The sequence below is a fragment of the Paraburkholderia sp. CNPSo 3281 genome, assembly GCF_024206515.1.
GTDB lineage: Bacteria > Pseudomonadota > Gammaproteobacteria > Burkholderiales > Burkholderiaceae > Paraburkholderia > Paraburkholderia nodosa.
The window spans coordinates 1-21,022 of sequence record NZ_JAMBPS010000085.1 but is presented as its reverse complement, the minus strand read 5'-3'; the positions used below and the strand labels follow the sequence as shown (position 1 = coordinate 21,022).

Below are 21,022 nucleotides of genomic sequence, written 5' to 3'. Positions count from 1 at the left end.
CAGCGCAACTTCATCGTATGACAGCACACTCACGCCCGGTGCATCGGCCACAAGTTTTTTCATAAGGCTCGCCCGGAAACCTGCCTTGCACTCATGCGCATCGTTCAGTGCATTTTCCAGGAAGGGAAGGAACGTTCCATAACTCATCTTCGCCACCGTCCCCCAGCCTCGACGGCGCAGTTCCACCTCACTCTGCGCGGTCCCGGACGGGATATCGCCATCTTTGTAGACGTCCGTTGTATTCGGATCCAGTTTTTTCTTTCGTACCTCAGCGCCCCTACCTATCCAACCCCACACCATCCCTCCCTCTCCATTGGCCAACCAAACCGGACTGCCCTCAATCCCGATAAGGTTGCTTCCCATGACCCCCGGAACGAAGATCACGGGAATGACGCGATTCGGGACCATATAACAAACGGCTGTGCTGTCGTCCGGCGCCGACATGACGGAGGTGTAGTGCACAGATCCATCCTCTGCTATGGTCGCGGGAATGATACGTTCAGTTGTGGCCATGTCCAGGATCTCCCTTTGTGAAGCAAATGCGCGCTTGCCGCGTTATGTATTCGGTCGGGATCATGCTGATTCATCTTCAATCCGAAGGCGTACGCTTTCAGCAGCCAGCCCGTGCTGCAGCCCAGTCTTGCCCGATGCATCTGTCCTGCCCTGGATAACGCTGCCGTCGTCGCGAATAATCGAGAACTTCTGGCGGCCGAAGGCCGTCGATTTGATAGTCCGGTTGCCTTTCGTTCCATCCTCGATACCAGTCGATGAAACTCGGACGTACGATCCACCGCATTCTAGAAGGAGCTCTTCCTTTGCCTCGATAGAGAAACGTCCATTGGCACTCCTGATTTGCATGTTCTTGTCGGAAATCAAGGCCATGTCGTCGCTCTATGACTGGAATCACGGCATCGGCAGTGCGCGTCTCTTCACCGCTGTGTGCTGCAGCGTTGATATAAGTTTTCCTTCATCGGGCGACTTTCGCGAACAGTTGGGAACCAGCTTCGTTGCCTGGCGCGAGCAAGCGTGCCTGATTGAGGCGGTTGCCCGTCTGAACCGGGGCGAGTCAGTCACGCGCGTCGCGTACGAACTGGGGTACGGCAGCCCCACGGCGTTTTCGACGATGTTCAAGCGTGTCATGGGCGTATCGCCGCAACGATACCTCAGCGGCGAGCAGTGAGGCCGTTGCGACGCTGGAGAAATTACCAATAGCACGATCGTTCTATTTTAGGTACGCTACGCGCCTTCTCCTCTCATGATGCGAGACCGTTCCGCCATGTCGCTGATTCTTTCCCGCCGGGATCTGAACTTCCTGCTCTACGAATGGCTCGATGTCGAAAGCCTCACGCGCATTCCGCGCTACGCGGACCACTCGCGCGAGACCTTCGACGCCGCGCTCGACACCTGCGAGAAGATCGCCACTGACCTCTTCGCGCCGCACAACAAGAAGAACGATCAGCACGAGCCGCACTTCGACGGCGAAACGGTCACGATCATCCCCGAAGTGAAGACGGCGTTGAAGGCGTTCAGCGACGCAGGCTTGATGGCCGCGGGCCAGGACTACGAATACGGCGGCATGCAGTTGCCGCTCGTCGTCGAGAAGGCGGGCTTCGCGTGGTTCAAGGGGGCGAACGTCGGCACGAGCGCCTATCCGTTTCTCACCATCGGCAACGCGAACCTGCTGCTCGCGCATGGCAGCGCCAGGCAGATCGATACCTTCGTGCGCCCCGAACTGGAAGGCCGCTACTTCGGCACGATGTGCCTTTCCGAGCCGCAAGCGGGCTCGTCGCTTTCGGATATCGCCACGCGCGCCGACTTCGAATGCGACTCCCCGCTCGGCGCGCAATATCGTCTGCGTGGCAACAAGATGTGGATCTCGGGCGGCGAGCACGAGCTTGCCGAGAATATCGTGCACCTCGTGCTCGCCAAGATTCCCGGACCCGACGGCAAGCTCATTGCGGGTGTCAAAGGCATCTCGCTGTTCGTCGTGCCCAAGTACCTCGTGAATGAGGACGGCTCGCGCGGCGAGCGCAACGACGTCGTGCTCGCGGGCCTCAATCACAAGATGGGCTATCGCGGCACGACGAACTGCCTGCTGAATTTCGGCGAAGGCACGCGGCACACGCCGGGCGGCCGCGCGGGCGCGATCGGCTATCTCGTGGGCGAGCTGCATCACGGGCTCGCGTACATGTTCCACATGATGAACGAGGCGCGCATTGGCGTGGGGCTCGGCGCGACGATGCTCGGCTATACCGGTTATCTGCATGCGCTCGATTACGCGCGCAACCGTCCGCAAGGGCGTCCTTTGGGCGCGGCGGGAAAGGATCCGGCTTCGCCGCAGGTGAGGCTCGTGGAGCACGCCGATGTGCGCCGCATGCTGCTCGCGCAAAAGAGCTATGTGGAAGGCGCACTCGCGCTCAACCTCTGGTGCGCCAAACTGGTGGACGAAGCACGCGCCGCCGGCGGCGCGGAGCGCGAGCCGCTCTCGCTGCTGCTGGACCTGCTCACGCCCATCGCGAAGAGCTGGCCTTCGCAATGGTGTCTCGCAGCCAACGATCTCGCCATCCAGGTGCACGGCGGCTATGGCTACACGCGCGAGTACAACGTCGAACAGTTCTATCGCGACAACCGTCTCAATCCGATCCACGAAGGCACGCACGGCATTCAGGGGCTCGACCTGCTCGGCCGCAAGGTCGTCATCAAGGACGGTGCGGCGCTCAAGGTCTTCGTGGCGCGCGTACAGGCCACGCTCAAACGCGCACACGCTTCGGGCGCGGCAGACGAACCCACCCACGCCAGCGCGCTCGCAGCCGCACTCGAGCGGCTCACGCAAGTCACGCGGCAGTTGTGGGCAGCAGGCGACCCGGCGGTGACACTCGCCAATGCTTCGGTGTACCTGGAAGCGTTCGGCCACGTGGTCCTGGCCTGGGTGTGGCTCGAACAGGCGCTCGTGGCACGCGCGGCACTCGCCATAACCCACGGCGAGGAGGCGGCCTTCTATCGCGGCAAGCTCGCGGCCGCCGCCTACTTCTTCGCATGGGAGTTGCCGAAGACAGGCGCGCAGTTCGATCTGCTCGCCTCGCTCGATCGCACCACGCTCGACATGCAGGACGCGTGGTTCTAAAGCCGCGGGCACGGAGCGAAAGCCAAGCGCCCCAAAAGACCGGACTGGCGTCGGCCTTTTGGGGCGCAGCCCGATGCCTCACCCGAGGCATCGGATCAGTTCACTAGCGTTGGAGCGTCAGTTCGCCGCCTGCTGCTCGAAACGCCTGAGCAGGTCGTTGCCGCGCGAGTTGGCCGAGTCGAGCGCCTGCTGCGGCGTCTTGGCGCCCGTCCATACCTGTTCGAGTTCCTCGTCCACGATCGTGCGGATCTGCGGCATGTTGCCAAGGCGCAGGCCCTTGGTCCAAAGCAGCGGCGGCTTGTTGAGCATCTGCTTCGTGGCCGTGTCGGCGCCCGGATGCGACGCGTAGAAACCCTGCTGCTGCGTGAGTTCGTACGCGGCCTTCGTCACCGGCAGATAGCCCGTGTCCTGATGCCACTTCGCGGCGACGGCCGGCGAGCTCAGGTACGCGAGGAATTTCGCCACGCCCTTGTAGACCTCGGGGTTCTTGCCGCCCAGCACCCACAGGCTCGCCCCGCCGATGACGGCGTTCTGCGGCGCGCCCTTCACGCTCGGGTCGTACGGCATCATGCCGGTGCCGAACTTGAACTTCGCATATTGCTGCACGTTCGCCAGCGCGCCCGACGAACCCATCATGATGCCGCAGTCGCCGCTATAAAACTTGGCGGTGGCTTCGTCCTTGCGGCCCACATAGGTGAAGGTGCCCTGCTTCGCCATGTTCTGCAGGAAGGCGATGTGCGCGACCTGCAGCGGCTTGTTGATTTCGAGTTGCGCGTCGAGCCCGTCAAAGCCGTTGTTGCGCGTCGCGACCGGTGCGCCATGCCACGCGCTGTAGTTCTCGATCTGGATCCAGCCCTGCCAGCCGGTGGTAAAACCGCAGCTCATGCCCGAGGCCTTGAGCTTCGCGGCGGCTTCGGCGACTTCGGGCCAGGTTTTCGGCGGCGCGTCGGGCAGGCCGGCCTTCTTGAAGGCGTCGCGATTGTAGTAGAGCACCGGCGTCGAGCTATTGAACGGCATCGACACCAGATGGCCCGTCTTCGCGTCGCTGTAGTAGCTCGCGATGGTCGGGACGAACGCCTTTTCGTCGAGCGGCACGCCGGCGGTCTTCATCACGTCGGACACGGGCAGCACAGCCTTTTTCGCGTTCATCATCGTGGCGGTGCCGACTTCGTACACCTGCAGGATGGCGGGCGCGTCGCCGCTGCGATAGGCCGCGATGCCGGCGGCGAGCGTCTGGTCGTAGGTGCCCTTGAAGACGGGCACGATCTTGTATTCGCTCTGCGACGCGTTGAATTGCTGCGCGATCGCGTTCACGCGCTCGCCGAGTTGGGACTCCATGGCATGCCAGAACTGGATTTCCGTGGCGGCATGCGCGGCTTGCGCGCCGCCCGCCAGCACCACGGCGGCGATCAGCGCGCGCAAGCGGCCGCGCGAACCTGCGCGTTGTATCTCGTGCTTTTTCATCTGGGTCTTCTTCCTGTTATTGGTCGTTGTCCCGGCGCATGCGCGCGATGAGGCGCGGCTCGGGACTTTGGTTCAGGACTTCGATCTTCGGCTTCGCTTTTCGGCTTCGATACATCGGGCCGTCCGCCGGCGGTCGTTCGCACACGCGCACAGCACCCTCGGCCCAAGGCAGGGCAAGGGTAGCACAGCGAATGGGACGCCCGTGTGATGGCTCGTGCCGCGGCGACAACGTCCACGTCGTGTTCGACGTAGTGTTCCGCGCACGATAGCAACCATTCTCAATTCTCTCGAGTCCCATCGGATCGGGAAACACTCACCCTTTAAAATCGTATTTCACACGTTTGATCCGCTTCTTCGACCACTCAAGGTTTGCGCACCACGGGCAGGTGCCCATCCGGGAAAATGCACGGAGCAGCCGGGCGCTGGCCTGCAGCATCAACCCGCACCAAACCTCCGCGGTCCCACAGGCGAACGTGGCACGCATGTCACACGTCGCAGTAGGAGCGCGTCTGCGAGGCAATCAGCCGAGGCAATGGACTGCAGCGGCACTGGCACAGATCATCGCTGAGCGCCTGTTGCCGCCATTGTGGGCCGGGTGAAGACACACGCGGTCCGACACAGACAATACGCCCGGTCGACTGGCAACGTGGGCACCAGACCGGATCATTCTCGAAGGCGACGGGCACGTCGTCAATCGTGTCGTTGCCCCCACTTCCCTTGACGCGACCACCCGCCGTTGTCGTATCGCCATCGCGAATATCGTATCGTCTCATTTCATCTCCCCGTGGTTAAACCCGGCCTTTCATTCCGCAGGCGCAAGTTGAGAGCCTGGCCCCGAAGCCCAGATGCCTCATCGATGCTCCGAGTCGATCCCGAGCGTACGGTCCGCTGCCACCAGCCTCACCGGATCCGTCTTCTTCCACTGCGATTTCGGCACCAGAACGGACCACTCGGCGTTGCCTGTATCACGAAAGAACGCCGCCACGCCCACGTAGTTCGCCGCGTCGTCCATTGGCCCGGATACCTTCAACGTCTGCCCCGGCCCGGGCGTCGCTTCCCGGCTCCACAGCGTTGCCGCTTTCAATGCATCGTTGCCGTCCAGGAGTTGCGCATACGTTGCCGTCACAAAGGGCTTGTCGTCCGTGAGCTGGTAGATGCGCAACACGACCGGCAGCGACACGGCACGCGCGTCCTGGTTCAGTGCGCCGCGCGCCGTCACGACAAGATCCATCTGCTTCACCTTCGCCTCGAATACCGCGCGAGTGGCATTCACCGTGCCGTCCTTCACCGTCTGCCACACACCGCATCCGCTCATCGCCAGCGCGAGAACAACGCCGGGCACACATCGCTGGATCCACGTTCCCATCAGAAGGCGGCTCCCTTGAAATCGGTGCGCGGATAGACCGTCTGCATGCCATCGATGGTCAGCACCAGTTGCATGGAAGTCTGCAGGCTCGCGTAGCGCCCGAGAAAGTGGTTCAGCACGTCGCCGAACAACACGGCGTCACCCGGCCCGTCAAAGCCGCCCACGTCGAGCTCGACGTGGATGCGCGCGACCAGCAGCACGAGACCGCGCTGCAGCACCTGGTCCCTGGAGAAGTCCACCGTGCGGATTGCCTCTATGCGCCGGGGGACCTCCTCGTCCGGCGTCCAGTCGTACAGTTCCAGAATCTCGCGCAAGACCGGCGCGGCATCCCCCGTCAACATGCGGTTGAATTCATTCATGCCGCTCGCGGCGTAGTGGCCAAGCACGCGCCAGTCGTAACTCGCGTAGTAGCGCGGCGGATACTGCGGCAGGCTCGGCGCTGTCACGCTGCGCACCGATGCGATGCCGGTGAAGCCCGAGACCGTCTCCGTGATCGTTGCCTCCGTGAGCGCCAGGCGTGGCAGGCGTCCATTGTTCGCAAGCGCGCGCACCGTAATATGGCGATCGGGCTGCGGACGCTCGTCGTCGTCCTGCGCATGGCGAACGGCCCCGAACCAGAGCTGTCCCGCCAGCTCGACCCACAGTTCCCGCCCCACCACGCCATAACGCGTCGAGGTATGGAAGTAACGTTCGGGGTTTTCGTAGCGCAGCATCCAGCCACGATGCCGGAAATTCGTGAACGGCTTGTAGGCGTACCGCGCGCTGAAGCCGGCTTGCCGCTGCGCGGGTCGAGTGGCTCGCGCAGCGCGCGTAAGTCGAGGCCGCTCACGTCGAGCAATGCGATCCAGCTTTCGAGCGTACGAAAGTACCACGGCGGCGCGTCGCGAAACGCACGGCTGAATCCGGCCCACGATCCGGCGCGCCAGCCGTCGACATAAGGTTCGTCGCTACATGCCATGAGCGGATGCAGCGTCTGCACGATGAGCGTGCCGTGCGGCTCCAGTAACGCGGGCACCGCGCGCAGCAGATCATCGACGCAGGTCGAGCCGATGAGCGAAAAGTTGCACACCACCGCATCGGCGCGGCAGGGTAATGCGCCCTGCGCGACCTGCTCGTAGGTTAGCAGGCGGCAGTCCGCGAGCCCCGCCGCGCGTGCGGCCTCTACGAGTTCGGGCACCGCGTCCACGCCCGTGACAGCGACACCGCGGCGCGCGAGCGCCAGCGCGAGCCAGCCTTCGCCGCAGCCGAGATCGATCACGCTGCGCGGCGCGCTCGCGAGCACGGCGTCGAGCACCGCTGCGTCGGTCACGAGCCGGCGGCTCGCGATCTCGCCGCCGCGCACGGCGGCGATCCAGGGCGTCGCGCTACGCTGCCATGAGGCGAGGACTTCGGCATCGGTGCGGATCTCGCGGCTCATGGGTCTCCTGGTAGACGTGGATCGTGGCTGCGTCACCCGAACGCGTATTATGCGCGCCGCCGGATACCCGGAGCGGCGCGCGAACACGGCTGCAGAAGACCGGCTTCGCGAACTATGAACCGAAGAACGGCACGCAGAAGCCGGCCGGCCCGACGCAATCGCCTGGGCCGTTGGGCCGCGGATGCAGGTTCGCGCATCCGGACAAAGCAGCGCCGCCCGTAACGCACAGCGCGGCGCGCAACACATAAGAAAGAATGCGTGATTTCATGAATGGGATGGAATGAGCCGACGTTGACTGGCCGCGATGCGAGGTTCCGTCACGGCGCGCGGCCTGGTTCGCCGCGACGGAAACGCTGCACCGGCGCGTCAGTGATGCGCGTACAGCGTGCGATCGAGCGTCTGGAGCTGCCCGTCGCGTTCGGCCTGCACCAGTTCGTGGCGCACCTGTGCGCGCGTGACTGGCGCGTCGGCCTGCGGGACTTGTGCGCTCGCCAGCTGCTGCACGCTCACCTGCGGTGCGCTCGCCGCCTGGGCATGCGCGAGCGCCGATATCGACAGCATGATTGCGGCGCACGCGCCGCTCTTGAATATCCTCACCTCGTTTCTCCTGTGCGGCCTCGCGGGCCGGGGCTATCGGTCATGGCCGGAAGCGTTGCCCGTTCCGGCATCGAATCGGGTTGCGACTCGTGAGGCGAGGATAGAGGTGCGACTTTCGCCAAACATCCGCACGAAAATGAAGAAATGTTTAACCGTCGATGTGCAGCCGTCGGTCGCGATATTTATTTAGAGATTCTTATCAATTACGAAAATGCGCCGCAAAAAAACAACGCCAGCGCTGGTCGCAGCCTTGTGAAGCCGCACTGGCGGCGCATTCGCGCTCATGCGAATTCTGAAACTCAGTCTTTCCGCTTTTCAAATTCGTCCGCGGAGGGCGTTACGCATAATCGCCGCTGAATTTCGGGGCCGTCGGCAAAGCCGCGCCTTAGCGTGCCTTCGCGCGCCGCGATTTCACTCTCACCCATGCCACTCATCAACGAAGACCATTCAATGAAAAGAACCGCTCTCGCCGCCGCCTTCACACTGGCATCGTTTGCCTCCATCGCTCACGCGCAAAGCAGCGTGACGCTCTACGGCTCGCTCGACACCTCGGTTGCCTGGTTCGGCAACCAGCAAGGCAAGAACGGCTCGGGCGGTACGTTCCAGATGATGTCCGGCACGATCCGCTCATCGACCTGCTGCAGCCGCTCACCAACGACGGCGCATTCGGCTCCGCGTTCGCCATGCCCGGCGACATGGACAACTACGACAACAGCTACCGCACCAGCAACTCGATCAAGTATGCGAGCCCCAACTTCGGTGGCCTGCAGATGAGCGCAATGTACGCGTTCGGCGGCCAGCCGGGCAGCACCGGCGCGGGCCAGACATGGGCCGTGGCGGCCGCGTACAACCACGGCCCGTTCGGCTTCGGCGCGGGCTATTTCAAGGCCAACAGCAACGGCGGCACGGCCGCGACGTTCGACGGCCTGAATCCGAACACCGACGTCAACGTGGATTCCGCCGCCATTACGGGCGGCTTCGTCTCCGCAAATTCGCTGCAGATCATTCGCGTGGCCGGCGACTACACGTATGGGTCGGTGACGGCGGGCCTCGCGTACAGCAATGTCGAGTACGCGAACTATCAGAGCGCGTACGGCGCGAACAGCAACACGAAGTTCAACACGGGCCAGGCCTTCATCAACTATCAGGTCACGCCGGTCGCGCTCGTGGGCTTCGGCTACAACTACACGAAGGGTCACGGCAACGGCGTGGACGCGAGCTACAACCAGTTCAGCCTGGGCGGCGACTACTTCCTCTCGAAGCGCACCGATATCTACGCGCTTGCGGGCTACCAGAAGGCGTCGGGCAAGACGATCGACGCGGACACGGGCGAGCTCGTCAACGCGGTCGCCTCGTTCGGCGACTTCGGCAACGATGCGACCAACGACAAGCAGGCGATAGTGATGGTCGGGCTGCGTCACAAGTTCTGATTCGCTTCGCGTGAAGCGAGCGCGGCGAGCGCGCCGGAAATCGCTCGCCGCCTTGAACTTCGGCTATAATCGCCCCCTGTCTTAGGGGAGTAGTCTGCAACGCCTGCTTTGGCGTTGCGCCGCCGTCAACATAATTGGTGCCCCTGCACCATGGCGCCGGCAGCCGTATTGCGGATCATTGCAGCGAATCGCTGCAATTGCGCGGCCTGACGAGACCTATGACGTTTTCCCTTTCACCCGGGCCGGGCGAAGGGAAGCGTCATGGTTTCGGTGCCCGGCTCGCACATCACGGCAAAGATAATGACTCGTCTCGCCCCGCAACTCCTCTTCATTTGCGCCACGGAGCGTTCGTCATGATCTTGACGTTCGCCTTGCTCATTGCCGCGGCTGGCATCATCTACCTGTCCTGCGAGACCTTCGTCAATAGCGTCGAATGGCTCGGCCACAAGCTCAAGGTCACGCAAACCGCCACCGGCACGATCCTCGCCGCGTTCGGCACTGCGCTGCCCGAGAGCGTGGTTACCCTCGTTGCCGTCGCATTCGGCGGCGATCCCGCGCACAAGGAAATTGGCATAGGCGCCGCGATTGGCGGGCCGCTCGCGCTCAGCACGATCGCCTATGCCGTGGTGGGCTTCGCGTTGCTTGCGACAGCGAAGCGCGTGGGCCGCGAGCGCGCGGCCACAGTCGACGTGAATACACGCCGCCTGCGCCGCGACCAGCTATGGTTCCTCGCGATCTTCGTCGCGAAGATCGCGCTCGGGCTCGTGGTGTTCAGCCTCAAGCCGTTACTGGGGATCGCGTTTCTCGCGGCCTACGCGTTCTACTGCTGGAAGGAGCTTTCCGCCGAAGATGGCGGCGAGGTGGAAGGCGATCTCGAGCCGCTGAAGCTGCGCCCGCACGACGACAATCCGGCCATGGTGTGGATTGTGCTGCAGACGCTGGGCGCGCTCGCGGTGATCTTCGCGGCTTCGCATCTGTTCGTGCAGCAGATCGGCGCCGTGGGGCCATGGCTCGGCCTGAGCCCGCAGTTGACCGCCGTGTTGTTCAGCCCGATCGCCACCGAACTGCCCGAGATCATGAACGCGATCATCTGGGTGCGCCAGGGCAAGGAGCGGCTGGCACTGGCGAACATCAGCGGCGCGATGATGATTCAGGCCACCATTCCCACGGCGTTCGGCCTCTTCTTCACGCCGTGGCATCTCGGCACGCCTGCGATTCTCGCGGCCGTGACGACGATGGTCGCCATCCTGATACTGCAATGGGCGTTTCGCGCGCCGAAGGTGCGCAGCCGTCAGCTCACGCATGTCGGCTGGCTGTATGCGGTGTTCGCGGCGTTGCTGTTCGTGGTGTGACGCGGCCAGGCGCCTGGCTCAGGCTGCCGCTGCGGCGGCCTGCGCGGCGCCTGCGTGGTGATGGAGCCAGCGGATCATGTCCGAATGCTTGACCACGCCGACCAGCCGCCGCGCATCGTCCATCACCGGAATGTCGTGGTAGGCATGCTCGATGAAGATCGGCACCAGATGCGCGAGCGGCGTGGCCCGATGGACCGCGTGCACGCCGGCTGCCATCACGGCTTCCACCGTTTCTTCCACGCGCGCCGACTCGCGCAGCAGCGCGCGGCGCAGCGTGTTCCACAATCGCTTGAGGCCCGCCGCCGGCGCAAGGTCGCCGAGCGCGTGATGCGTGACGACGCCGACCACGCGGTCCATCGCGTCGACCACGGGCAGCGTCGAAGCACCGTGGCGGCGGAACATTTCATGCGCCGCCCGCGCGCCCATTGTCGCGGGCACCGCGGGACAGCCAATCGACATGATTTCCCCGCAAGTTAGTTGTTCGAACGACTTTTGCGAAAAATCCAACGGCTCCAGTAGATGTTGCGACAGGGCGGCAAGCGGCGCGGCAGCGGCTTCCGGTGTGGGACGAAACGCTGCGCGCGGATAGCGGTGCCCGGTCAGCGCGTGGAAGGCGAGCGCCGCACTGAGCAACGCAACGGACTGGAACGCGATCGGCGCGAGCACAAACTGATAGCCGAGCGCATGAACAGCGGGACCGCCGAGCACGGCGGTCAGCGCGACTGCGCCTGAAGGCGGATGCACGCAGCGGCACAGAAACATCGCGCAGATCGCGAGCGCCACCGCCACCGAAGCCGCCGCGACCGGCGACGCGATCCATCGCGCGCACGCCACGCCCACCAGCGCGGAGACGAGGTTGCCGCCGAGAATCGACCACGGCTGCGCAAGCGGGCTATCCGACGCGCCGAACAGCAGCACAGCAGAAGCGCCCATGGGCGCCACGAGCAGCGGGATATCGCCCGCGGCACCGAACATCAAGTGAGTGGCGAGTCCCGTGAAGGCGATGCCGATCAGCGCACCGCCGCAACGCCGCCCCCGCTCCTGCCATTGCGGCGCGGCCGGGTTGGGTACGAAACTCGTCAACCATTCGATGATCGCGGTGCGGGACATATCCAGGGGCTTGCTGGTCGGTATGTCGGCCAGATTACCGACGCGCGTCAAATATCAACAATTGATATTTCTGTGCGTACCTATAATTCATCCTGTATGCATGTTTGGACTCATCGCGCGCATTTTTCCCGGCAATTTGGAATCGTTTGGTCTAGAATTACGATATGAAATCCGATACCCGTTCTGGCCCCGGCCGTCCACGCGAATTCGACCAGCAGGAAGTCGTGCAGAACGCGCTGGAGGTATTTCGCGCGCGCGGCTATGCCGCAACGTCGCTGCCTGACCTGATCGAAGGGACGCAGCTCTCGCGCGGCAGCCTCTATAAGGCGTTCGGCGACAAGCACCAGCTCTTTCTCGCGGCACTCGACTTCTATACCGAGCGCGGTATCGCGCGGCTCACGCGCAACCTGCGGCACGCCTCGGCGCGCACCGCGCTGCGCGAGGCGCTGCGTCATTACGTGCGCCTTTCCGCCGGCCTCGAAGGGCTTGCGGGCTGCCCGGTGACGGCCGCCGCCACCGAGTGCCTGCCCTTCGACGCCGAAGTGAAAGCCCGCGTGACGGACATGTTCACGCGCATGCAGGCGCTTCTCGCCGGCGCGATCCGGCGTGGCCAGGAAGCGGGCGAACTGGCCGCCGACCAGAATGCCGACGATCTCGCGCGCTTCCTGCTCTGCACGATCGAAGGCATGCGCGTGCTAGGCAAGACCGACGCCGGCGAGGACGCGATAGATGCAATTGCTGAAATCGCGCTGGGCGCCATCCGCTAGTTTTTTGGTTAATTGGGAACTAACTGGTTCCATATGGAGGTCGCATGACGAACCTTTCGACAGTAGAATTGCCGCCTACGCGAGCGGGCGCGCGCACCTGGTGGGCCCTGACCGTGCTGCTGATGGGCACGCTGTTGCCGCCGCTCGACTTCTTCATCGTCAACGTAGCGCTACCCTCCATGCAGGCCGACCTGCATGCCAGCGCCGCCATCGCACAGCTGGTGATTTCGGCCTATGCGGCGACCTACGCGATCTTTCTCATTACGGGTGGCCGGCTCGGTGACCTGTACGGGCGGCGGCGCATCTTTCTCGTTGGCATCCTTGCGTTCGCGGCAGCCTCGGCCGTTTGCGGGTTCGCGAGTTCACCCGCTGCGCTAGTGACGGGACGCATCCTCCAGGGCGGTGCCGCGGCCATCATGGCGCCCCAGGCGCTGGCGTCGATCCACGCGCTCTTTCCGGCGCATCAGAAGGGGCTTGCGCTCAGCCTTTTTGGCACGGCTTATGGGATCGCGGCGGTCGCCGGCCAGGCGCTCGGCGGCGTGCTCGTTTCGGCCAACGTATTCGGACTGGGCTGGCGCAGCATTTTTCTCATCAACCTGCCTGTTGTAATGGCGGCCGCGCCCGCGGCGTACTGGCTCGTGCGTGAAAGCCGCTCGGACCACCCCGCGAAGCTCGATCCCGGCGGCATGGTCCTGCTCGCCGTCGCGCTGGCTGCGCTCGTCGTGCCGCTGATCGAAGGTCGCGAGCGCGGCTGGCCGGTCTGGACGTGGGTGTTGCTCATAGCCGCCGCGCCCCTGTTCGCGATCTTCTGGCGCTACGAGGCGCGCGTCGCGAACGCCGGGCGTGATGCGCTCGTGCCGCCCGTGATCTTCGCCGCCCCTGGTCTCGTGCGCGGGCTCGTTGCCACGCTCTTCTTCTATTCGCTCGCACCGTTCTTCATGATGTTCGCGATCTACGTGCAGCGTGCGCTCGGGCTCGCGCCGCTCGAAGTCGGATTGCGTATTCTGCCCCTGGGCGTCGGCTTTCTGATCGGACCGCTGCTCAATCCGCTGATCGCGCGCCAGTTCGGGCATCGTGCGGCGGCGGCCGGCATGGCAATCGAAGGTTCCGGATTACTTTGGACTGCCATGCTTGTTCACGACGAACATCTGCACGCGCTGAGCGCGTCGCTCTTTCTGATCGGCTTCGGCCAGGGCGTGGCCCTGCCCGCACTCGTCAGGCGCAACGTCGAATGTGTCGATCGACGCTGGTCCGGTCTTGCCGCCGGGCTCGTCAGCTCGGTTTTGCAGGTGAGTGCCGCGCTTGCCGTGGCGCTGCTCGGTGGTTTGTTTTTCGCGCTTGCAGGGTTGGATGCAAGCAGCGCTCAAGTGGCATGCGCGTTTGCAACGACCGTTGCGATTATTGGCATTCTGCTTTTCGTTGCCGCGTTTCTCGCCGGCGGGCGCAATAGTCACGTGCCGCAATTGCGCAAACAGCACGTATGAGAATAGGTGCACCCACCGCGCTGCATGAAACGATGGCCATGCGTCGGACCGCGTATGCAAAAGCCGATGTCGATCGAACTCGTCAACGAATACGGCCAGCACGCGGTGTGCGTGAAGGTAGGCGGTCAAGCCGCCCTGCTCGACGCGCCCGATGTGGATGGTCTGATCGAAGAACTCAGCAAGCTGCGCGCGCTCATGCAGCCAGCCGTACCCGAGCAGCCTTTGCGCTCGCATCAATACGTGCTCGAGTTCGATCCGTGCTGGTACACGGAACGCAACCCGCTGTTCGACGGCACCGTGGTGTTCCTGCGCCATACCGGCCTCGGCTGGGCGAGTTTCGCCATTCCCACCGAAAGCATGCATCGGCTCAAGGCCGCACTCTCGGTGCACGAAGCCGCCGCGCAGCGCGACGCGCATGCCTATGCGCAGGCGCTGCCCAATCAGGCCCGCTGCCGGCCCACTCATTCTTCCCGTCTGACCACGCACGTAGCGTGGATGAAACGTCGCCGCCATGCGCGGCGTCGATGCCCGCGCTCGCCCTCGTGGCGGGGCGTCTGCCCAGGACTCCCATGAACCAGCTCCAAGCCATGCGTGTCTTTACGCGCGTCGTCGATCTGAGCAGCTTCAACCTTGCCGGCAAGCAACTCAGCATGTCGGCCGCGGCCGTCACGCGCAGCGTCGGCATGCTCGAAGCGCATCTGAACATGCGCCTCCTGAACCGTTCCACGCGCAGCCTTTCGCTCACCGAAGCCGGACGCCTCTATCTGGATGGCTATAGGCGGCGGCTGGAGCACGCAGGATCTGCATGACGACAAGGCGGCTGAACGCCCCTGAAGCGGCGCCAGCCGCAATGATCGCCACCCGCACCCCCGCCTCTGCGCGGGGTTTTTATTTTCACCGAATCCTCTCGCGCCGATAAACATTTCTTCATGGAGCTGCATCGGGTTCGATAGGGTGACCTAACTATTCTACTCACACCGGGATGCGATTTATCGCATTCGCTGACCGGCTAGCCGATCTCACTCCTGGAGGAATAGTCACATGAAGGCTCTCATGATCATCGCTGCGCTTGCCGGTGTCGTCACCGCCACGTCCGCTTTTGCACAAACCCCGGCACCGACGGCCGGCACGCAGGCCAGCCAGCCCGCGGCAGCCACCCAGATTGCGGCGAACGACACGGCCCCCACGGTTGCGCCCGGCGGATGGGTACCGCCTTATGGGCAGGCGGTCCATGAAAAGACGCGCGCCGAGGTGTATCACGAACTCGTGCAGGCGGCGCAGGATGGTCAGCTTGCGTACCTGAACTCCACGCTCTACGCGCACTGAGCACGACAGGCGGCGCTTTTCAGGCACGGGTGAACGGCACGCTCTCAGCGTGCCGTTTGCTTTTTGATGTTAACAAACCCATGCGTCCGCGCCCGGATAGGTAACCGGTTCCCACAAACGGTTACGTCAGCGCTCGCATCAGTCGAACGTCGGCAAGGTCAGTTGATAGCCGTAGCGGTTGATGGTGTCGATGCGCACATCGATGCCCTCGCGCGCGAGCCTGCGCCGCAGCCGCGAAACGACGAGGTTGACGGTCGAGGCGTCGATGTCGTCCTTCTCGGGCCACGCGTAGCGGATCATCTGGTCGCGCGGCACGGGCAAGTTGATTTGACGCATGAGGCATTCGACGAGCAGGTACTCGCGGCGCGTGAGTTCCGCGCGGTGCGCGCCCTCCACGATCTCGCGCGTACCCGCATCGAGCTGTGGCGCGTTCTGGACGGGCTGTGGCCCGCTTGCGGCCGGCGCGGGCTGTCCACCCCTGCACGCCGCCGCCGCACGCCGCCGTGGTGCGCCATAGCGCGTGCATGCGCTCGTGCATTTCGATGAACGAGAACGGGTAGCGAAAGCACGCGTCGGCGCCCGCGCGCAGCACCTTCGAGCGCTCGCTACGATGCCGAGCACGGCGATGATCGTCGCGCCAGCCGTGATCCTGGAGAGCCCGGGAAGGATGCCGTGCAGCGCAGGCAGCAGCGCGCCGTCTAGCGCCATCACGATCACCGCATCGAATGGCTCCTCTCCAGCGACGAAAAGACCGTCGCGCTGGTCTTCCGCGCGCTGCAGGCTACGCACGTTTTCGAGCAGGGCCTTCTGGAGCCAGGCGCCTTCGGCGTGATTCGGGGAGGTGAGTAGTATGCGCTTGACTGCGAGTGCCCGACTGCTGGACGGGAGATGTCAGGCGAGCGAGCGCGGCCAGCATTCCACGCTCATGCGCGTACCCGGGCCGCCTGGCTTCTCGCCCGCCAGTTCGCGTGCGTCGTCGATGCGCAGCGTGAAATCGTGGACGCGCATCACGGCGGCCACGACGCAAAGCCCCAGGCCCGAGCCGGCGATATGACGCACAGCCTCGCCGCGATCGAAGCGCTGCAGGACCGCCGCGCGCTCACCAGGCGCGATGCCGGGACCGTTATGCGCCACCTCGAGCAAGGGGCCGAGCGGCGTCGAGCACAGCGTCACGCTCACCACGCCGCCTTGCGGTGCGAACTTGATGGCGTTGTCGATGAGATTGTTGAATGCCTCGAACAGCAGCGCGCGGTCGCCGTGAATCTCGGCGACGGGCTCGGCCGTGATGCGCCATTCGCCGAGCAGCGCCATGAACGCGAGCGAAAAGATCGCTGCGTAAGCGGTGAACCAGCGGAACGTGGTCGTCTGCCAGTGGTCGCGGCCGATGTCCCACACGTCCGGCGCCGCCCGCGACGACGCCGGAACGAACGGGCCACGCCCGAGCGCCACCCAGGCAGGCAGGTTCATCGCGCGCCTCGAATGCGGGGCCCGGCGTCGTGCAAGGCCGGCACGCGCGCGGTCGTGCATCGTGAGCACGGTGCTTTCTCGCAGACTGACATGGCTACCCCGATGGCAATGAATGGTCGGCTCGACGACTCACTGGCGAACCCACGAGCGCGGATGCGCTCGTGCCTGGCCATCATAGGGGCGCGCCCTCGACCCAACGGCATCACGGCAATGAAGAGCGCGTCATCTTCTTACTGGCGCGTGACGCGCACCTGTCATTTTGTCAATTCGTGCGGACACGAGGTCTCGTCTCGAGCGCGCGCGGGGCAGATGAACCTTCTTTCATTCGGCTGAGCCGGTTCCAGCGTCGGCACCTCCTTATCCTCGAATCCGCTTTTTCGCGCGTTCGCGCTTTGTCATTTCGTTGCGGGTTCATCAAAAGGAGGATGCATCATGAAGTCATGGCTGAAGTTCGTATGGGTGCCGTTTGTGGGAGCGGTGAGCGTAAGCGCGGTCGCCGCGCCGCATCTGACGCAGCAGGAATGTCACAGGTAACCGTTCGTCAAACCGGCCCGCGAGGTCACGCATGCCGATCTGATACGGGAAGTCACGGAACTCGAGGCGGTGGGCTACGAACCGAACCCGGACGACAAAAGCCGCCCAGCAGCGTCTCGCGGACGTATATCGCAGTGATTGTCTGCCGCAGCACACCGCGGCCGCGGTGACCTTTCCCGCGAATTCGGACTGAGATCGGGGCGCGCTCGGCGGCCCGTAGGTCACCAATGGACTTTGTGCAGTGCACCTTGTCCCGCTGCCGCCAGGCTTTCGCGATCGCTTTGGGTCGTGGCCAAGGTGGACCTTCAGCGGGTCCCATATTTGGTGACCTGAGTTGGGTAACCGGAAATGGGAAGAACGGTTGGTCCACATGGGCGTTCTCCAGGTCGCGCGTCTCCGTGACCTGGATTGAGCGGGTGCCCAGGGCAGGCTGAGCGCTTTGCGGTCGCGTTCCAATGGGTTTCGTCGTGATGCAGCCGATCCCATAGAAAGTTACCTTTAGACGAAGACCAACACCATAGCCGGAGACCTTCCGGGTGTTTTTCCCAGTAAATCAATGACCTGGTTCGGTATCTAAATGTCGATTCTCAAGAAGAGGGGGCTTAGGTCATGATCTATGGTGCCCGCAAAGCGTTGGTAGACGGGCTAGGTAACCAGGAATGGGGCCACGGAGGTTGGTGACCACTCACATGCGATAAGGTCCCCGGTTTTGGGAGACGTCTTTCTCATCGAACGCGTGTTTCAGTGTTTACCTTTTACGCTTTAACAACTTTAGTAAACCTTTAGGCGCCGCAAACCCTTATCAGGCAAGGGTTTGCGGCCGATTTGGTGGCGCGTTATGGGATTTGCGGTCCCGGGTATGGGAGTTTCGGGTTGTGGATATGGGACTTCGGTAGCCGGGCATGGGGTTTACGGGTTGTGGATATGGGGAGAAGGTTGCCCATTATGGGAAAAGGAGCGGTTTTGCCTTCAGGTCTCCATTTATGGGAGTCAGCGTAGGTCGCCGCTTATGGGATGGGATGCCTTTCCTGACGGCGTTCAAGAGGCCTGCGTGCGTGAATTCAGGTAACCGTATTTGGGAATCTGCTTGGGTAACCCGATATGGTGGCTTGTCGGGAGACGAATTCCGGCGTCAGCGAGCACCGAATCGGCTCCCCCGCATGAATCCTTGCATGCGGAGAAGCTAGCTGGACAAAGGTAACAGCCTATGGGATCCGGTATGGGTCACCTGTTATGGGAGCTAGGGCTGATTCGCAGACCTTCGGCGCCCTATTTTGCCTCCGTATGGGTAGCCATTTGTGGGAGCCAGTTCTGGTCACCATTTATGGGCGTAATGAGCGTGCCGAGGCATGGGCGACCAGATCCGGGCGACAACCCGGATAGCCACGCGAAAGATCCCATGGACGGCTACCTATCGAGGCTAAATTCGCAGAGTGAGTACTCACATTCTGCCTAAAGGTCGCTGGCTATGGGAAGATTTTCGGGGCACGGCGATACAAAGGTCACCAGCTATGGGTTCATGTGCGGGGTCCGCTCTGCGTGGCCCAGAGGGGTTCCCGGTGGCCACCAGGGCAGAGAATCTCCGGCTGTCAATGCTCTGCGCCCTTGGGTGTCGTGCCGCGTCACGATTGCGTTTGCGGCCTTGAGTCACCTGTTCGGCTGGTATACAGTTACCAACCGAACAGGTTCCCTTTCAACGTGGGTCATATGGCAAGAAAAAAGGCCGAAGCCGGCGACGCCGACAAACAAGGTGCACTCGTATTCCAGCAAGGCCAGCCGCCTGATCTGTTCCGCAAGGCCGTTCCGGCGATTCATATCGCACCGAAGTCCGGATCGATCAGCCTGCAGCAGCGCAAGATGTTCAGCTCGCTGATCAAGAACGCCATTCGCCAGGATTCCCTCGACCGCGGCCGCTCGTCGTTCGAGATCACGATCTCCGCCCTCTCCCAGGACGTCGATCTGAACAGTAACAACACCGAGTACGTCAAGGAAACGATCAACTCGCTGATCAGCACGGTCGTCAACTGGGACTACCTCACGCAGGACAAGCGCAGCATCTGGAAGGCGTCCGGTTTGCTTGCCGGCGCCGAACTCGAGCGATCGGTATTGCGCTACACCTTCTCCGAGCAGATTCGCGGCGAACTGCTTAATCCTGAAATCTACGCGATGATCGACATGCGCATCACGCGTCAATTCAGGAAGGCGCATTCGCTCGCGCTGTGGGAGAACGTCGTTCGTTACGAGGCCGTGGGTGTGACGGCGCGCTTTCCGCTCGCGACGCTGCGCGATCTGATCCTTGGGCAGGATACTTCGGCGCAATCGTACAAGCTCTACAAGCAGTTCAAGAGCCGTGTACTGGTGCCCTGCATCAAGGAAGTCAACGAGATTTCGGATCATATGTTCGAGCTCATCGAGCACAAGGTGGGACGCTCGGTCGTCGCCCTGCAGTTCCGTGTGACCCGCAAGCCGGAGACCGATCCGTCCCAGGAACTGCGTGCAAACGAAACGCTGCTGATCGGCGAGATGTCGAAGTTCAGCATCCCGGTTTCCGAGGCGCGGCGCCTGCTCAAGCAGTACGGCGAGGAGAAGATTCGCACGGCGGTGGCCTATACCGCAGCGCGGGTGGCCCAGAAAAACGCAGCGCCGCTCGCCAACGTTGCGGCGTATTTCCGCAAGGCGCTGACGGAGGGCTACGAGTTACCCGGTGCGAATGCCGCCGCGCCCGCCGCAGACGCTGGCCGCGCGCGCGAAAGTCAGGATCAGGTGAAGGACCGCTATATCGCCGCGAAGATCAACGAGGCGCGCGCCTACTTCAATGAGCTCGAGTACGACGACCAGACTGCGCTGATCAAGCGCTACAACGAGACGGTCGGCATGGACAAGCTCAAGGTGTCGACGGCGAAGGTGCCAAGCAAGATGGCATCGACGAACTTCTTCCGTTGGGTGGTGCTGGACACCTGGGGCCAACCGACGGCTGCCGACCTGCTTGAATTCCTGCTGAGCGGACAACAGGCGCCGGCTGGGGGCGAAGGCCTGCAGGCGGCGGAAATCGATTTTGCGTTGAAAGCGCGGGACGAGTGAAGGTTATCGAAGAAACAGGACGGCGGCTTTGGCCGCCGTTTTTTTTGCGCGATTCGCTGTGAGTACACGCGGGTCGCGAGCAAGAATAATTGGCTAAATATGACAACGTAGAAATCGGAGCTAAATATATATTTCGGAGTTTCTGCGCGTTAGAGGAGCTGGTTTGTTTCGTGGTGCGCCAGGGTTCGACTGCCTGAGTGCTGCGGAGTGATGTTTGTGCTTTGTCTCGGCTTGCTGCGACTGCTGATGCCGCTTGGGGCCTGTCATAAATTTTGTGTGTAAGGCATAACATGTAGCTCAAGGAGCATGTATGCCACGCAAACCCAAGACGTCCGCCGAGGCCCTGACGGCGTTGCCGTCCATTCCGAAGGAACTGATCGACCAGTTCGTGAAGGGGCCGATGACGGCCGAAGCGGTGCATGCCGCCTCAGCGGCGTTCAAGAAGGCGCTGATCGAGCGGGCGCTGGGCGCCGAACTCGGACACCATCTGGGCTATCCGGCCG

The 21,022-nt window shown here is 63.1% G+C and carries 20 protein-coding genes, 4 pseudogenes and 1 riboswitch; of the genes and pseudogenes, 12 read left to right on the top strand and 12 right to left on the bottom strand.

What is annotated here, in order from left to right:
• Both M3I56_RS37945 and M3I56_RS37940 read right to left on the bottom strand, forming a co-directional pair.
• Positions 1-513, bottom strand: a pseudogene (locus M3I56_RS37945) (hypothetical protein); the annotation flags it as partial.
• A 60-nt stretch (positions 514-573) separates the two neighbouring features.
• Positions 574-882 (bottom strand): DUF2345 domain-containing protein, encoded by a 309-nt coding sequence (locus M3I56_RS37940; RefSeq protein WP_254358328.1) that lies wholly within the window; start codon positions 880-882, stop codon positions 574-576.
• Between M3I56_RS37940 and M3I56_RS37935 the strand changes: the two genes are divergently transcribed.
• Together M3I56_RS37935 and M3I56_RS37930 are read left to right on the top strand one after the other, a co-directional pair.
• Positions 881-1,180, top strand: coding sequence for an AraC family transcriptional regulator (locus M3I56_RS37935; protein ID WP_254358327.1), 300 nt, complete (start codon positions 881-883; stop codon positions 1,178-1,180). The genes M3I56_RS37940 and M3I56_RS37935 overlap by 2 nt on opposite strands.
• 96 nt (positions 1,181-1,276) lie before the next feature.
• On the top strand, positions 1,277-3,124 hold the full coding sequence (locus tag M3I56_RS37930) for an acyl-CoA dehydrogenase (RefSeq protein ID WP_254358326.1): 1,848 nt from the start codon (positions 1,277-1,279) through the stop codon (positions 3,122-3,124).
• Between the two features lie 117 nt (positions 3,125-3,241).
• Here the strand turns inward: M3I56_RS37930 and ugpB are convergent, their stop codons facing one another.
• The 7 genes and pseudogenes from ugpB to M3I56_RS37895 all read right to left on the bottom strand — a co-directional run bounded on the left by ugpB (position 3,242) and on the right by M3I56_RS37895 (position 8,471).
• The gene (gene ugpB, locus M3I56_RS37925) at positions 3,242-4,588 is read right to left on the bottom strand and encodes a sn-glycerol-3-phosphate ABC transporter substrate-binding protein UgpB (RefSeq protein WP_254358325.1); all 1,347 of its coding nucleotides are present in this window, start codon (positions 4,586-4,588) and stop codon (positions 3,242-3,244) included.
• Between the two features lie 485 nt (positions 4,589-5,073).
• Entirely contained in the window at positions 5,074-5,361 is a 288-nt protein-coding gene (locus M3I56_RS37920) for a PAAR domain-containing protein (RefSeq protein WP_254358324.1), read from the bottom strand.
• 77 nt (positions 5,362-5,438) lie between these two features.
• On the bottom strand, positions 5,439-5,930 hold the full coding sequence (tssJ, locus tag M3I56_RS37915; protein WP_254358323.1) for a type VI secretion system lipoprotein TssJ: 492 nt from the start codon (positions 5,928-5,930) through the stop codon (positions 5,439-5,441).
• Between the two features lie 23 nt (positions 5,931-5,953).
• Positions 5,954-6,667 (bottom strand): type VI secretion system baseplate subunit TssF, encoded by a 714-nt coding sequence (locus M3I56_RS37910; protein ID WP_254358322.1) that lies wholly within the window; start codon positions 6,665-6,667, stop codon positions 5,954-5,956.
• 233 nt (positions 6,668-6,900) lie between these two features.
• Positions 6,901-7,371, bottom strand: a pseudogene (locus M3I56_RS37905) (class I SAM-dependent methyltransferase); the annotation flags it as partial.
• Positions 7,372-7,737: 366 nt separating this feature from the next.
• Positions 7,738-7,968 carry a DUF4148 domain-containing protein gene (locus tag M3I56_RS37900; protein ID WP_028208354.1) on the bottom strand — a complete coding sequence of 77 codons (231 nt, stop codon included), beginning with the start codon at positions 7,966-7,968 and terminating at the stop codon, positions 7,738-7,740.
• Positions 7,969-8,267: 299 nt separating this feature from the next.
• A complete protein-coding gene (locus M3I56_RS37895; RefSeq protein WP_254358329.1) occupies positions 8,268-8,471 on the bottom strand; it encodes a hypothetical protein in 204 nt (67 codons plus the stop codon).
• Here M3I56_RS37895 and M3I56_RS41465 point away from each other — a divergent pair.
• The 3 genes from M3I56_RS41465 (at position 8,392) to M3I56_RS37885 (ending at position 10,750) form a co-directional block, all read left to right on the top strand.
• Positions 8,392-8,742, top strand: a complete 351-nt coding sequence (locus M3I56_RS41465; protein ID WP_309249217.1) for a porin — start codon at positions 8,392-8,394, stop codon at positions 8,740-8,742. The genes M3I56_RS37895 and M3I56_RS41465 overlap by 80 nt on opposite strands.
• Positions 8,652-9,398 (top strand): porin, encoded by a 747-nt coding sequence (locus tag M3I56_RS37890; protein ID WP_309249216.1) that lies wholly within the window; start codon positions 8,652-8,654, stop codon positions 9,396-9,398. Before M3I56_RS41465 ends, M3I56_RS37890 begins: the two co-directional genes overlap by 91 nt.
• Before the next feature lie 72 nt (positions 9,399-9,470).
• Positions 9,471-9,574, top strand: a riboswitch (yybP-ykoY riboswitch).
• 177 nt (positions 9,575-9,751) lie between these two features.
• Complete coding sequence (locus tag M3I56_RS37885) at positions 9,752-10,750, top strand: sodium:calcium antiporter (RefSeq protein ID WP_254358321.1); 999 nt, start codon at positions 9,752-9,754, stop codon at positions 10,748-10,750.
• An 18-nt stretch (positions 10,751-10,768) separates the two neighbouring features.
• Here the strand turns inward: M3I56_RS37885 and M3I56_RS37880 are convergent, their stop codons facing one another.
• Entirely contained in the window at positions 10,769-11,860 is a 1,092-nt protein-coding gene (locus M3I56_RS37880) for an HPP family protein (protein WP_254358320.1), read from the bottom strand.
• A gap of 164 nt (positions 11,861-12,024) precedes the next feature.
• Here M3I56_RS37880 and M3I56_RS37875 point away from each other — a divergent pair, with 164 nt between their 5' ends.
• The 5 genes and pseudogenes from M3I56_RS37875 to M3I56_RS37855 all read left to right on the top strand — a co-directional run bounded on the left by M3I56_RS37875 (position 12,025) and on the right by M3I56_RS37855 (position 15,437).
• Positions 12,025-12,627 (top strand): TetR/AcrR family transcriptional regulator, encoded by a 603-nt coding sequence (locus tag M3I56_RS37875; protein ID WP_254358319.1) that lies wholly within the window; start codon positions 12,025-12,027, stop codon positions 12,625-12,627.
• Between the two features lie 44 nt (positions 12,628-12,671).
• On the top strand, positions 12,672-14,111 hold the full coding sequence (locus tag M3I56_RS37870; RefSeq protein WP_254358318.1) for an MFS transporter: 1,440 nt from the start codon (positions 12,672-12,674) through the stop codon (positions 14,109-14,111).
• 54 nt (positions 14,112-14,165) lie between these two features.
• Positions 14,166-14,684 carry a hypothetical protein gene (locus M3I56_RS41460; protein ID WP_309249215.1) on the top strand — a complete coding sequence of 173 codons (519 nt, stop codon included), beginning with the start codon at positions 14,166-14,168 and terminating at the stop codon, positions 14,682-14,684.
• Positions 14,681-14,902, top strand: a pseudogene (locus tag M3I56_RS37860) (LysR family transcriptional regulator); the annotation flags it as partial. The gene M3I56_RS41460 and the pseudogene M3I56_RS37860, both read left to right, overlap by 4 nt.
• 250 nt (positions 14,903-15,152) lie before the next feature.
• On the top strand, positions 15,153-15,437 hold the full coding sequence (locus M3I56_RS37855; RefSeq protein WP_254358317.1) for a DUF4148 domain-containing protein: 285 nt from the start codon (positions 15,153-15,155) through the stop codon (positions 15,435-15,437).
• A 138-nt stretch (positions 15,438-15,575) separates the two neighbouring features.
• On the opposite strand, the gene M3I56_RS37850 is transcribed toward M3I56_RS37855, so the two are convergent.
• Both M3I56_RS37850 and M3I56_RS37845 read right to left on the bottom strand, forming a co-directional pair.
• Positions 15,576-16,226 carry a winged helix-turn-helix domain-containing protein gene (locus tag M3I56_RS37850; protein ID WP_254358316.1) on the bottom strand — a complete coding sequence of 217 codons (651 nt, stop codon included), beginning with the start codon at positions 16,224-16,226 and terminating at the stop codon, positions 15,576-15,578.
• A 102-nt stretch (positions 16,227-16,328) separates the two neighbouring features.
• Complete coding sequence (locus M3I56_RS37845; RefSeq protein WP_254358315.1) at positions 16,329-16,904, bottom strand: ATP-binding protein; 576 nt, start codon at positions 16,902-16,904, stop codon at positions 16,329-16,331.
• A gap of 2,241 nt (positions 16,905-19,145) precedes the next feature.
• On the opposite strand from M3I56_RS37845, the gene M3I56_RS37835 reads away from it, so the two are divergent.
• Together M3I56_RS37835 and M3I56_RS37830 are read left to right on the top strand one after the other, a co-directional pair.
• Complete coding sequence (locus M3I56_RS37835) at positions 19,146-20,519, top strand: replication initiation protein (RefSeq protein WP_051482009.1); 1,374 nt, start codon at positions 19,146-19,148, stop codon at positions 20,517-20,519.
• A gap of 310 nt (positions 20,520-20,829) precedes the next feature.
• Positions 20,830-21,022, top strand: a pseudogene (locus M3I56_RS37830) (IS256 family transposase); the annotation flags it as partial.

Bases quoted from the DNA above. Each gene is read 5' to 3' on its own strand.
- M3I56_RS41460 (WP_309249215.1), top strand. From the start codon at position 14,166: ATGCAAAAGCCGATGTCGATCGAACTCGTCAACGAATACGGCCAGCAC.
- M3I56_RS37845 (WP_254358315.1), bottom strand. From the start codon at position 16,904: ATGAACCTGCCTGCCTGGGTGGCGCTCGGGCGTGGCCCGTTCGTTCCG.
- M3I56_RS37880 (WP_254358320.1), bottom strand. From the start codon at position 11,860: ATGTCCCGCACCGCGATCATCGAATGGTTGACGAGTTTCGTACCCAAC.
- M3I56_RS37870 (WP_254358318.1), top strand. From the start codon at position 12,672: ATGACGAACCTTTCGACAGTAGAATTGCCGCCTACGCGAGCGGGCGCG.
- M3I56_RS37885 (WP_254358321.1), top strand. From the start codon at position 9,752: ATGATCTTGACGTTCGCCTTGCTCATTGCCGCGGCTGGCATCATCTAC.
- M3I56_RS37890 (WP_309249216.1), top strand. From the start codon at position 8,652: ATGCCCGGCGACATGGACAACTACGACAACAGCTACCGCACCAGCAAC.
- M3I56_RS37855 (WP_254358317.1), top strand. From the start codon at position 15,153: ATGAAGGCTCTCATGATCATCGCTGCGCTTGCCGGTGTCGTCACCGCC.
- M3I56_RS37875 (WP_254358319.1), top strand. From the start codon at position 12,025: ATGAAATCCGATACCCGTTCTGGCCCCGGCCGTCCACGCGAATTCGAC.
- ugpB (WP_254358325.1), bottom strand. From the start codon at position 4,588: ATGAAAAAGCACGAGATACAACGCGCAGGTTCGCGCGGCCGCTTGCGC.
- M3I56_RS37895 (WP_254358329.1), bottom strand. From the start codon at position 8,471: ATGGAGGCAAACGATGCCAGTGTGAAGGCGGCGGCGAGAGCGGTTCTT.
- M3I56_RS37835 (WP_051482009.1), top strand. From the start codon at position 19,146: ATGGCAAGAAAAAAGGCCGAAGCCGGCGACGCCGACAAACAAGGTGCA.
- M3I56_RS37920 (WP_254358324.1), bottom strand. From the start codon at position 5,361: ATGAGACGATACGATATTCGCGATGGCGATACGACAACGGCGGGTGGT.
- M3I56_RS37935 (WP_254358327.1), top strand. From the start codon at position 881: ATGTCGTCGCTCTATGACTGGAATCACGGCATCGGCAGTGCGCGTCTC.
- M3I56_RS37940 (WP_254358328.1), bottom strand. From the start codon at position 882: ATGGCCTTGATTTCCGACAAGAACATGCAAATCAGGAGTGCCAATGGA.
- M3I56_RS41465 (WP_309249217.1), top strand. From the start codon at position 8,392: ATGCCACTCATCAACGAAGACCATTCAATGAAAAGAACCGCTCTCGCC.
- M3I56_RS37930 (WP_254358326.1), top strand. From the start codon at position 1,277: ATGTCGCTGATTCTTTCCCGCCGGGATCTGAACTTCCTGCTCTACGAA.
- M3I56_RS37910 (WP_254358322.1), bottom strand. From the start codon at position 6,667: ATGCTGCGCTACGAAAACCCCGAACGTTACTTCCATACCTCGACGCGT.